Annotated in this window: 5 protein-coding genes, 1 tRNA gene and 3 pseudogenes; 2 read left to right on the forward strand and 7 right to left on the reverse strand. The window is 67.5% G+C overall.

Annotated elements, in window-relative coordinates; translation table 11 throughout:
• Positions 1-2 precede the first annotated feature (2 nt).
• The 7 genes and pseudogenes from nagE to QP165_RS01050 all read right to left on the reverse strand — a co-directional run bounded on the left by nagE (position 3) and on the right by QP165_RS01050 (position 8,383).
• Positions 3-1,721: an N-acetylglucosamine-specific PTS transporter subunit IIBC gene (gene nagE, locus QP165_RS01015; protein ID WP_333993212.1), complete on the reverse strand. Its 1,719-nt coding sequence runs from the start codon at positions 1,719-1,721 to the stop codon at positions 3-5.
• The gene (gene ptsP / locus QP165_RS01020; RefSeq protein ID WP_333993214.1) at positions 1,718-3,625 is read right to left on the reverse strand and encodes a phosphoenolpyruvate--protein phosphotransferase; all 1,908 of its coding nucleotides are present in this window, start codon (positions 3,623-3,625) and stop codon (positions 1,718-1,720) included. The genes nagE and ptsP overlap by 4 nt, the downstream gene beginning before the upstream one ends.
• Complete coding sequence (locus tag QP165_RS01025; protein WP_333993216.1) at positions 3,594-4,211, reverse strand: glucose PTS transporter subunit IIA; 618 nt, start codon at positions 4,209-4,211, stop codon at positions 3,594-3,596. The genes ptsP and QP165_RS01025 overlap by 32 nt, the downstream gene beginning before the upstream one ends.
• Positions 4,212-4,257: 46 nt before the next feature.
• Positions 4,258-5,405, reverse strand: a pseudogene (nagA, locus tag QP165_RS01030) (N-acetylglucosamine-6-phosphate deacetylase).
• A pseudogene (locus QP165_RS01035) lies at positions 5,402-6,417 on the reverse strand (SIS domain-containing protein). Before QP165_RS01035 ends, nagA begins: the two co-directional pseudogenes overlap by 4 nt.
• A 183-nt stretch (positions 6,418-6,600) precedes the next feature.
• Complete coding sequence (locus QP165_RS01040; protein WP_333993220.1) at positions 6,601-7,359, reverse strand: copper homeostasis protein CutC; 759 nt, start codon at positions 7,357-7,359, stop codon at positions 6,601-6,603.
• Between the two features lie 8 nt (positions 7,360-7,367).
• Positions 7,368-8,383, reverse strand: a pseudogene (locus QP165_RS01050) (N(4)-(beta-N-acetylglucosaminyl)-L-asparaginase).
• 203 nt (positions 8,384-8,586) lie between these two features.
• Between QP165_RS01050 and QP165_RS01055 the strand changes: the two are divergent.
• The gene (locus QP165_RS01055) at positions 8,587-11,670 is read left to right on the forward strand and encodes a TonB-dependent receptor domain-containing protein (protein ID WP_333993225.1); all 3,084 of its coding nucleotides are present in this window, start codon (positions 8,587-8,589) and stop codon (positions 11,668-11,670) included.
• A gap of 144 nt (positions 11,671-11,814) precedes the next feature.
• Positions 11,815-11,899, forward strand: a tRNA-Leu gene (locus QP165_RS01060).
• The last annotated feature ends 23 nt before the right edge of the window (positions 11,900-11,922 follow it).

Genomic DNA, 11,922 nt, shown 5'->3' on the forward strand with positions numbered 1-11,922 from the left:
GATCAGGGCGTCGTGCGGATCAGCGTCGACAATGCCGCGTCGTCCCCGAGCAGATGGATCTGGCCCGGCGCGGGACGTGCGGTGGTGCGGATCGACAGATCCTGCAGACGCGTCTCGTTGATCGCGGCGGCATTAGCAACTTCCACGCGCAGACGGCCGGGGTGACGCGTCACGGTCCGGATATTGGCGGATCCGCCCAGCGCCGCGCCAGCGTCTTCGGTGAGCAGGATCGTTGGCTCTGCGGACGCGGTCGGGGGTGGCGCCGTCGACGCCACGGTTCCGCCGACCGCGAGCGCGTCGCGGATCTCGACTGCGACGACGTCGGCAATCGGGCCGAGCACGACCTGCAACGCGGCGTTCGAGGGCCGGAGGATGCCGCGTGCGCCGAGCGACTTCAAGGCTGCGTCGTCGACCGCGGACTGGTCGACGACGATCAACCGCAGGCGCGTCGTGCATGCGCTGACCGTCGTCAGATTGGCCCCACCGCCAAGCGCCTGCGCGAACGCGGCACCGCGTCCGCCAGGCGCGACCGACGCGGCTGCGACCGGCGCTTCGGCTTCGCGACCGGGCGTGGCGAGATCGAACTTGCGGATGAAGAAGCGGAACAACCCGTAATATAGCGCGAAATAGACCGCGCCGACGGGCAGCAGCAGCAGCGGCCGCGTCGCCTTGCCGAAGTTCAGCACATAGTCGAGCAACCCGGCCGAAAAGCCGAAGCCGAGCTTGACGCCGAGCGCGTTCATCAGCGCCATCGACAGTCCGGTCAGCACCGCGTGCACCGCGTAGAGCAGCGGCGCGAGGAACATGAAGCTGAACTCGATCGGCTCGGTCACGCCGGTGAGCGCCGATGTCAGCGCGAGGCTGAACAACATGCCGCCAACGGCCTTGCGGCGGTCGGGCAGCGCGGCGTGGTACATTGCGAGACAGGCGGCGGGCAGGCCGAACATCATCACCGGGAAGAACCCCGCCATGAACGCGCCCGCGTCGGGATCGCCCGCGAAGAAGCGGCGAAGGTCACCGGTCGCGCCGTTGTAATCGCCGGCGACGAACCAGACGATGTTGTTGATCAGATGGTGCAGCCCGGTGACGAGCAACAGGCGGTTGAGCAGCCCGAACAGGAACAGCCCGATCGCGCCGCTGCCGCTGATCGCGAGGCTCAGCTGGTCGATGCCGGCGTTGAGGATCCCGAAGCCCATTCCGAACACCAGGGCGAGACCCAGACCCGCGACGCCGCTGACGATCGGGACGAACCGCCGCCCGCCGAAAAAGGCGAGATATTCGGGAAGCTTGATCGTCGAGAACCGATTGTAGAGCAGCCCGCCCGCAAGCCCCGAGAGGATGCCGATCGGCACGTCGAGGCGTGCGATCGCCTTGGCCTTCCAGGCGGCGGCGACGACGTCCGCCGTCGGTCCGCTCAGCCCGGCCACGACATCGGGGGCGACGACGAGGAATATCATCCCCGCTTCGGTGGCGACGAGGAAGCAGACCACGCCCGCGAGGCACGCGGCGCCATTGCCGTCACGTGCGAAGCCGGTGGCGACGCCGATCGCGAACAGCAGCCCGAGATGCGAGAAGATCGCGTTGCCCGCCGCGCTGACGAACGCGATGTCGAGCAGATCGGGCTGGCCGAGACGGAGCAGCAGTCCTGCGATCGGCAGGACCGCGATCGGGAGCATGAGCGCACGGCCAAGGGGCTGCAGCGCTTCGAGGATCGACTTCATGCGGCAAACTCCCGGGCGAGGCTTCGAACTTCGGCGGCCGAGGCGCATGCAAGCGCCTTGGCGGCATGTGCACGGCAGGTGTCGAGCGCGAGCGTGCCCACCAGCGCCTTCACCTCGGGTATGATCGCCGGCGACGACGAGAGCTCGGTCACGCCAAGCCCGATAAGGATCGGCACCGCGGCAAGGTCCGAGGCAAGACCGCCGCAAACGCCGGTCCAGCGATCATGTCGCGCGCCGCCTTCGCAGGTTTGTGCGATGAGGCGGAGCACGGCAGGGTGAAGGCCGTCGATCCCGGCGGCGACGGCGGGATTTCCGCGGTCCATCGCCAGCGCATATTGGGTCAGGTCGTTGGTCCCGATCGACAGGAAGTCGGCTTCCGCGGCGATCAGATCGGCGGTGACGGCCGCGGCAGGCGTCTCGATCATCACGCCGACCGCGACGCGCTTGAGAAGTCCGAGCTCGCCAGCGATCCGGTCGACCACGTCACGTACCGCGCGCAGTTCGTCGAGGCTGGCGATCATCGGCACCATGATCCGGCACTGGCCGACCGGGCGGACCGACAGGATCGCGCGGACCTGGTCCTCGAGCAATTGCGGATAGGCCAGCCCGACACGGATCCCGCGAAGCCCGAGTGCGGGATTTTCCTCCGCGGCCATGGGCAGATAGGGTGCGGGCTTGTCGCCGCCGATATCGAGCAGCCGGACGATCAGCGGCCGCCCGTCGAGCATGTCGGCAATCGCCTGATAGTCGGCGGTCTGTTCGGCAACGGTCGGCGCGGAGTCGCGCTCGAGGAACAGGAATTCGGTGCGGAGGAGCCCGGATCCTTCGGCGCCATTGTCGACTGCGAGCCGGGCATCGCCGATCGCGCCGAGATTGGCAAAGGCCTCGATCCGCGTGCCGTCCGCCATCCGGCACTCGTCCCCGGCGCGCGCGAGCATGTCGGCGCGGCGCATGTCGGCCTGCACGAGCCGGACGCGTGCGGCGCCCAGCGTGTCGGCATCGGGATCGACCCGGATCAGCGCATCGGTCGCCTCGAGAATGACGGACGTGCCGTCGGCGACGGCGGAGAGTGCGGGGCCGACCGCGACGAGCGCGGGCAGTCCGATCGTCGCGGCAAGGATCGCGACATGCGACGTCGGGCCGCCGCGCGCGACGCAGATCCCGACCACGGTCGACCGATCGAGCGCGAGAACATCCGACGGAAGCAGGTCGTCGGCGAGAAGGATGGTGTCGGCGGGGAAGCGTATCGTCGCGTCCTCCACTCCGGCAATCACGCCGAGCAGCCGCCGTTCGAGGTCGAGCATGTCGTCCGCGCGCTCCGCAAGTCGCTGATCCGCGCTCCCGCGCAGGCCATCGGCGAGCGGGCGGATCGTCGCGCGCCATGCATGGCCGGCACTCTGGCCGCTGGCGATACGTGCATGCGTTCCCTCGAGCAGCATCGGATCATCGAGCAGCGCCGCATGCGCCGCGACGATCGCCTGTTCCGCACCGCGCGCGTGGCGAGCCTGGTCCGCGAGCCGCGCAGCGAGCGTGGCGAGTGCCGCGGTGAAGCGTTCCTGCTCGACGGCAATCCCTTCCCCCTGTTCGGGAACGGTTATCTCGGCGTGCCGGAACCATCGTGCCTGGCCAATTGCAAGTCCCGGGGCCGCGGTCACGCCGAGCAACGCGCCGTCGATCGCGGGGCGTGTTGCGACGGCGGACGGCGGGATACGCGGTGTTTCGATCGGCTCGTCCATCCCGCCGAGGATCAGATCGGCGATCGCGGCGATCGCGGTCGCGGCATCGGGGCCCTCCGCGGTCAGCGTGATCGAATCATCGTGACGGACGCCGAGCGACAACAGGCCGATCGGGCTGCGCAGGTCGGCGGTCTTGTCATGGCATTCGATCTCTGATGCTGCTTGCAAACGTCTTCGCCAGTTCGCCGAGCCGGGCGGCGGGACGCGCATGGATGCCGTGCGGCAGCGGAACGGCAAACGTCCGGGTGCGGACTTCGCCCGCGGTCTGCGCGGCCGGCTGGCGACCGACCGGCGCGATCGGCAGGATCGTCATCAGCGGCGTGCCGATCTCGACGCGCTGATCGGTCGTGCGCGTGGTGATCGTAAATCGTTCGGGGTTGATGACGATGATCGGCGTCACCACCGCCCGCGCCTCGCGCACCAGCAGGTCGAGATCGAACCCGATCAGCAGGTCGCCGCTCGCGACGGTGTCACCCACCGCGACGCGCGGGGTGAAGCCGCGTCCACCCAGCGCAACGGTATCAAGGCCGATATGGATGAGGATCTCGGCACCGTCGCGCGTCCGCAGCGTGATCGCGTGGTTCGTATCGAGCAGCGTCAGGACCGTCGCGTCGCACGGCGCATACAGACCGTCGCCGGTCGGATCGATCGCGACGCCGTCCCCCAGCATCGCTTCCGCAAACACCGCGTCGGGCACCTGCGACACGGGTAATGCCCAACCCTGCATCGGCGCGCTCAGGATGATGGGAGCCATATGGTCGTCCTTGGTTTGCGAGTGCGGGTGCAGTGCAGGCTGCGGATCAGGCGGAGGCGATGCCGCCGATCCAGGTCCCTGCGGGTTGAAGCTCGCGCGTCAGACGAACCCAGTCGGCGCGCAGGCCCGGTGCGAGCGCGCCGCGATCGCGCTCGAGCCCGAGAAAGGCCGCGGGATAGGTCGCAGCCATCGCCGCGGCCTTTTCGGGGGCAGGGCGAGCCGTTCCACGCTGTTGCGGACGGCACCCGCCATATCGAGATCGGACCCCGCAAGCGTACCGTCGGCGCCGACGCAGCGGCCACCCTCGACGCGGATCTCGCGTCCCTGCAGCATGAACGCCTTGTCGACCGCACCCACGCACGGCATCGCATCCGACACCAGCATGAAGCGGTCGTGCGGGCGCGCGCGCAGGGCGATGCGCAGCGCGGCGTCGTCGACGTGGAAGCCGTCGACGATGATCCCGCAATAGACGCCCTGGTCGTCGATCGCCGCACCGACGACGCCCGGCGCGCGGTGGACGAGCGGCGACATCGCGTTGAACAGATGCGTGACGCCGGTGATCCCCGCCGCGATCGCCGTGGCGGCAACGTCGTAACTCGCGTCGCTATGTCCGATGCTGACGAGGACGCCGGCCGCGGTCAGTGCCGCGATCTGCGCCGTCGTGACGCGCTCGGGGGCGAGCGTCAGCATCACCTTGCCGCGGCGCGGGCGCGTCAGCAGCGCGAGCAGCTCGTCGTCGAGATCCTGGAACCGCGTGGGATCGTGAATGCCCTTGCGGGCGGCGCTGATGACCGGGCCCTCGACATGGATTCCGACAAGGCCCGGTACGCCCGCGTCGATCGCTGCATCGACCGCATCGAGCGCGCGGGCGATGACGTCGGGGGTGTCGCTGATCAGCGTGACCATGAACGCGGTGGTGCCGAACGGCGCGTGCGCGGCGCCGATCGCGGCGATGCCCTCGACCGTAGTGGCGTCGTTGAACAGCACGCCGCCGCCGCCATTGACCTGCGTATCGACGAATCCCGGCATGATCCAGCCGCCGTCGAGATCGACGGTTTCGGCGTTGGACGCGGGGTCGGAATCGACGCCCGCCTCGACGCTGGCGATCCGGTCGCCCTCGATGCGCAGTGTCGCGTCGGTCAGGACGGCATCCGGTGTGACGATATGGCCGTTGCGAAACCGGAAAGTCGTCATAGCGTGCAGGTGACCTTGGCAAGATGCGAAGGCGCGTCCGGGTTGAACCCGCGCGCCACGGAAAGGGCGTTGACCAGCTTGTAGAAGCTCTGGACCATGAGGATCGGCTCGATCGTCGGATGCGCGACGAGCGCGGGCAGGACGGAGTCGCCGTGACGACCATCGAGGCGTGCGTCGGCGATCAACACGTGCGCACCGCGTCCCGCGAATTCCGCTGCGGCCTCGCGCACGCCGTCGCCGGCGGCGTCGGACGTGGCGAGCGCCAGCAGCGGGAAGCCGTCCTGGACAAGCTGCATCGGCCCGTGGCGGACCTCGGCGGAGCTGAACGATTCCGCATGCAGCGCGCAGGTCTCCTTCATCTTCAACGCCGCCTCGTTGGCGATGCCGAACCCGGGACCGCGCGCGATCACGAACAGGTTCGTCGCCGACTGCAGCGGCGCGACCGCAGCCGACCAGTCGAGGTCCCACGCCCGCGCGAGATCCGCGGGCAGGGCGGCGACGGCGGTGCGCATCGCATCGTCATCCGACCATTCGGCGGTGATCGCAGCCAGTGCGGCAAGCGCGCAGATATAGGATTTGGTCGCTGCGACCGATCGCTCCGGCCCTGCCTTGAGGGCGATCAGCGTATCGGCGGCTTCGGCGAGCGGCGAGCTCTCGTCGTTGACGAGCGCGACGACATGCGCACCCGCCTGTTTGTAGGCCGCCACGGTCGCCAGCAGATCCGGGCTGCGGCCGCTCTGCGAGATCGCAATGCACAGCGTGTTGGCGGCGCTGAGCTTTGCATCATAGAGCGAGACGACCGAGGGGGCCGTCGCCGCGACGGGGACGCCGGTCTTTGTCCAGATCAGATATTTGCCGTAGACCGCGGCATGGTCGGACGAACCGCGCGCGCAGGTGACGACGACCGCGGGGGCGCCGCGCGCAGTCGCGCACCCAGCGCTGCGATCGTATCCGCATTGGCGGCGAGAAGACGCGCGACCGCCTCGCTCGATTCGGCGGCCTCGCGGAACATCAGCGTCGCCTCGGTCGCGTTCGTCGACAGCGGGGCGCCGCCGTCGGGCGTGCGCGGTGCGGGATCGGGAAGGGTCTCGGTCATGGCGGCTCGCTTCATGGGGTCGCGTGATGCGGTTGCAGGGCGACGCGGGCATGCGTCGCCACGCACTCTCGCGCTGCGTAAGTTATAGATTGGTATTGTTCAAGCGTTGGAATGTCCAAGGCGGGTAGCGAGGTCGCGGATCCGCCCGCGGCTGGTCCGGCTGGTCTGCGTCGAGGCAAACCCGAACCGGACGAGGGCAGGGTCCTGGTCCTGATCACAGGGATGACGGCACGAAGCGTGAACCTCGCCGACGCCGGTCGCAAGGATTGCGGGAAGCGTGTCGATCGACACGCCGCTCCCGACGAGGATGCCGATGCGGCCGGCGGCGCGGCGATGGAGCATCGCAATCGCGGCCACCCCGTCGATCGCCTTCGGCGCCCCGCCCGAGGTGAGGACGCGATCGAACCCCAGCGCGACGGCGGTGTCGAGCGCCGCGGCGAGATCGGGAACGAGATCGAAGGCGCGGTGAAGCGTCAGCGACAGGTCGCGCCCGCGTGCCGTGCCGAGCAGGTGGGCATGCGCGATCAGTTCAGCGAGCACCGCTGCGTCAAGCGTGCCATCGACGTTGGCCGCGCCGATCACGACGCCGGCGAGCCCCGCCTCGGCCGCGGTCGTGATGTCATCGGCGATCATCGCGGATTCGCGCGGTGTGTAGACGAAGCCCCCCTCGCGCGGTCGGGACAGCAGATGAACGGGCAGCGCGGCGGACGCGGCGGCGCGGATGAGCGAGGCTGCGGGAGTCAGCCCGCCAACGGCCAATGCCGTGCAGAGTTCGATCCGATCCGCGCCCCCGGCAACGGCGGCGTCGATGCCATCGAGATCCTCGACGCATATCTCCAGCGTCCTGATGCGTGGCATGACCAGCGTCAGGCCTTGAACAGCGACGGCGCGGTCAGGACCATCGTGCGTCCGTTCGGATCGGTCACCGCATAAGTAAAGCCGGGCAGGAGGCAGAAGGCGCCGACGCGGCCCTTCGGGTCGAGGGCGAGAAAGCCGACCTGGACACCGCGGATCGCGTCGCCGCGCAGCTTGGCGATGTGCCGGACGACCTCTTCGCACGCTTTCTGCGGCGATGCGCCGGACCGCATCGACGCGACCACGCGGGCGGACCCCGCGACGCGCGTCACCTCTTCGCCCAGCCCGGTCGACGTCGCGCCACCGACTCCGCCTCGACATACAGGCCGGAACCCACCTGCGGCGAGTCGCCGACCCGGCCACGCATCTTGAACGCCATGCCCGAGGTGGTGCAGGCGCCCGCGAGCCGTCCGCTGGTCGAGCGCATCAGCAGGCCGATCGTATCGTGATCGAGCGCTCCACCGGGCGTCCGGCCGACGCGGTTCTCGCTATTGGCTTCGGGTTTGTAGTGCGCGGTGGTGAGCCAGTCGCGCCATGCCTTTTCCGATTCCGGAGTCAGCAGGTTCTGTTTCGGAAAGCCCTGGTCCCGCGCGAAGCGAGTGGCGCCCTCGCCGACGAGGAAGGTGTGCGGGGTTCGCTCCATCACGCGGCGCGCGACCGAGATTGCGTGGATCGTGTCCTCGAGTGCCGCGACGGCGCCGACGCCGCCGGCATCGTCCATGATCACGGCATCGAGCGTGACGTGCCCGTCGCGGTCGGGATAACCGGAATAGCCGACGCTATGATTGGCGGGGTCGGCCTCCGGCACCATCGCGCCCGCCTCAACCGAGTCGATCAGCGACCCGCCGGCGCGAAGCCTGGCATAGGCGGCAGCGTTGGCCGCAGCGCCAAAATCCCAGGTCGAGACGATCAGCGCGCCGGCGCCCTCCGCCGATCGGCCAGCGAAGGCGTTCGCGCCGCTGGTCGCGGACGCGGTCAGAGGCAGTGCGATGCCAAGCCCGCCCAATACCGATCGTCTCGTCGTCATGCCTACCCCCAACAACCTGCCCCTGTGTCCATGCCTATCGACTTTCGAAGACAAGGACCAGAGGTATGGTACGTTTGTCACATGATCATACAAATGTAATCGAGTGGTATTATCTAGGTATTGACTGGACAGTGTTTATGACCAAAACCCGTGAGCGGAGATGGATGCAGGCAGAAGCTGCATCCCTGTAAAAGGGGTTGAGTATGTTCCTACGTCATTCCGCATCGCGTATTGCGATTTCGGGCGCCTTGCTGATGGCAAGCGCTCCGGCTTTCGCACAGGATGTCCCGGCGCAGGTCACGCCAGCACAGGCGGAGGCGACGACGCCCGCCGAAGCAAAGGTCGAAGCAGACGCCGAGTCCGCGATCGCCACGCCTGACGCCGCCGCGACGCCGCAGCGTCCCGCGACCGGCGACGGCGACATCGTCGTGACCGGGTCGCGGATCCAGCGTCCCAACATGACGTCGGCGGCGCCGATCGCGTCGGTCACCGCGCAGGACATTCGCGCGCAGGCCGCGGTCAACGTCGAAGACGTGCTCAACCGCCTGCCTCAGGTCGCGCCGGACAACCAGCAGACCTATGCCGATTCCGACGGTCGCCAGCGCATCAAGCTGCGCAGCCTCGGGTTCGAGCGGACGCTGGTCCTGATCGACGGCAAACGCCTCGGCACGCAGAATGGCCAGGACGTCGGCATCATCCCGACGTCGCTGCTCGAGCGCGTCGACGTGCTGACGGGGGGCGCGTCTTCGGTCTATGGGTCGGACGCGGTCGCGGGCGTGGTCAACTTCATCCTGAAGAAGGATTTCGAGGGCCTGCAGCTCGATGCGAACTACAATTTCTACAACCACCTCAACAAGGACACGGTCGTGTCGCCGCTGGCGCGCGCGGCGGGGTTCCGCACCCCGCGCGGCCTGACCAATGACGGCGGCCGAGCCGACGTGACGCTGACCGGGGGCGTCAAGCTGTTCGACGGCGCGCTGCGCGTGTCGGGCTTCGTCAACTATCGCGAGAGCGAGGCCGTATCGCTGTCGGATCGATCCAATTCGGGTTGTTACGTGACGCAACTGACCGCGGACGGGCCGCTCTCGTGCGGTCTGACCCCGAGCAGCTCGACGAGCGGTCTCGTCACGCCGCTCAGCGGCGTCAATGCGAACCAGCAATATGTGAACAATCCGGACGGCACCCGCAGCTTCGTGCCATTCGGCGCCGGCGCGGGCAACGCGTCCAATTATTTCAGCAACTATGCGTATCAGCGACCGTCCGAGCGGATCAACGCAGGCGGCTTTGTCAGTCTCGACATCGCCCCGAATGCCGAGGTCTACGCGTCGGGCATCTGGTTCCGCGACAAGTCGTTCAACAATTATCCTGGCCGGGCGAGCTACAGCGGCGAGGGGCAGCTGCAGGTCAACTGCAACAACCCGTTCCTGTCGGCGTCGCAGGCGACGACGATCTGCGGTGCGGCAGCGGGGACCACGGCGCTCGCACCGATCAGCCTGTCCTATCGCCTTGGCGAATTCAACGACGTGTCCGACACGTATATCAACACCGGCGTTCGCCTGAGCGGCGGCGTACGCGGCAAGGTCGGCGACGCGTGGACCTATGACGTTGGCGGTGTCTATTCGCGGAACCATCAGGATTACACGCCGACGTTCGTTGATCCGACACGGCTGCAGAATGCGATAAACGTGGGCGGAACGCTCGCCAATCCGACCTGCGCGACGACGTCCGACCCGGCCTGCGTGCCGTTCGACGCGTTCAGCGCAGGCAATACCAACCCGGCGCTGCGCAATTACCTGTTCGCGACGGGCACGCAGACGGGCGTCGGCACGCTGTATGACGTCGTGACGTCGCTGACCGGCGATCTCGGCAAATACGGGATCAGGTCGCCGCTGGCGGAGCAGGGCGTGGCGATCGCGCTGGGTACCGAATACCGCAAGGACACGTTCAGCGGGTATGCCGACCCGAGCTTCCGCACGCGGTTCGGCGGCGCGGACCAGAATCTGAAGCAGGATGTCTGGGAAGCGAACATCGAAGTGCAGGCGCCGCTGATCGAGCACAAGCCGTTTGCCGAACTGTTGCAGGCCAATGGCGGCTATCGCGTGTCGAAGTACAGCAGCAACCCGGACTCGTTCAGCACCTGGAAGCTGGAGGGCCTTTATGCCCCGATCAGCGACCTGACCTTCCGCGCGTCGTTCAACAAGGCACAGCGCGCGCCGACGGTGTTCGAGATCCGGCAGGCGACCAATATCGAGTTCGCGACGGTCGGCACGAACGGTATCAACGACTTCTGCGCCCCGACCCCCATCGCGGATCCCGCCACCGGGGCGATCAGCTATGGCGCGCCGGTCGCCTCGCGTGAGGTCTGCCGTGCGACGGGCCTGACCGATGCGCTCTATGGCAGCACCACCTTGTTGTGCCCGGATGACCAGTGCACGGTGCGGTCGGGCGGTTTCACGTCCGCGCCAGAAACCGCGTACACGCAGACCTATGGTTTGATCGTCAAGCCGCGGTTCATTCCGGGCCTGGTGTTCTCGGTCGATCGCTACCGGATCAAGATCAACGATTCACTCGGCTACAACCCGTTCAACTATTATACCGACGGGTGCCAGCGGTCGGGCGGCGACGACTTCTTCTGCCAGGGCATCGTCCGCAATCCCGGCACCGGCACGCTGTATTCGGATCCCGCCGGCAACCCGAGCACGGGCTTCATCCGGCAGGGCACGACCAACTTCTATCAGTCGATCGCGCGCGGCTGGGACTTCCAGGGCCAATATACGCTCGACCTGGAAACTGCTGGCAAGATCGACATGAACTTCAACGGTTCGCTGACGACCTTTGCCGGTGGGCAGGATTCGCCGGTCCAGCCCAAGCGCAACTGCGCGGGCTATTATGCCAATGGGTGCGGTCAGCTGATCCCGAAATGGTCGCACGGCCTGCGCACGACCTACACGACGATGGACAAGGCGTTCAGCGCGTCGTTCAACTGGCGCTATGTCGGGTCGCTGACGCATGCCGACAATTCGGGCGACGAAGCCATTGGCGGCACGCCAGAGCGCGAGCGCACGAGCTATTATCGTGTCGCACCGATCAGCTATTTCGACCTCGCGCTCAACTTCGCGATCGCCAAGCAGTTCTCGCTGCGTCTGATCGCGAACAACCTGCTCGACAAGACGCCGCCGATCGTACCCGACTCCTACAATATCAGCCTCGCGCGCAGCAACACGATCCCGCAGCGCTACGACGCGCTCGGCCGCAACCTGGCGATTGGAACGACGATCAAGTTCTGATCCTCCTCTCCGACCTGAGGGCTCGCCGGAAACGGCGGGCCCCTTTTTGTGCGCGGTATATGCAGTCGAGTGCTTGCGGGGCACTGCGTCATGGGCTAGCGAAACCGCCGCTGCACCGGGCTTCGAGCCTGGCGCGGCGATTGTGCGGGTGTGGTGGAATTGGTAGACGCGCTGGACTCAAAATCCTGTTCCGAAAGGAGTGCCGGTTCGACCCCGGCCACCCGCACCACTCGATGACCGGCCTGCCCAGCG

It is taken from the genome of Sphingomonas sp. 22R3R2A-7 (assembly GCF_036856055.1).
In the GTDB taxonomy this organism is placed as follows: domain Bacteria; phylum Pseudomonadota; class Alphaproteobacteria; order Sphingomonadales; family Sphingomonadaceae; genus Sphingomonas.

Excerpts from the sequence above, each read along its gene's own strand:
- nagE (WP_333993212.1), bottom strand. The coding sequence starts at position 1,721 with ATGAAGTCGATCCTCGAAGCGCTGCAGCCCCTTGGCCGTGCGCTCATG.
- QP165_RS01025 (WP_333993216.1), bottom strand. The coding sequence starts at position 4,211 with ATGGCTCCCATCATCCTGAGCGCGCCGATGCAGGGTTGGGCATTACCC.
- QP165_RS01040 (WP_333993220.1), bottom strand. The coding sequence starts at position 7,359 with ATGCCACGCATCAGGACGCTGGAGATATGCGTCGAGGATCTCGATGGC.
- QP165_RS01055 (WP_333993225.1), top strand. The coding sequence starts at position 8,587 with ATGTTCCTACGTCATTCCGCATCGCGTATTGCGATTTCGGGCGCCTTG.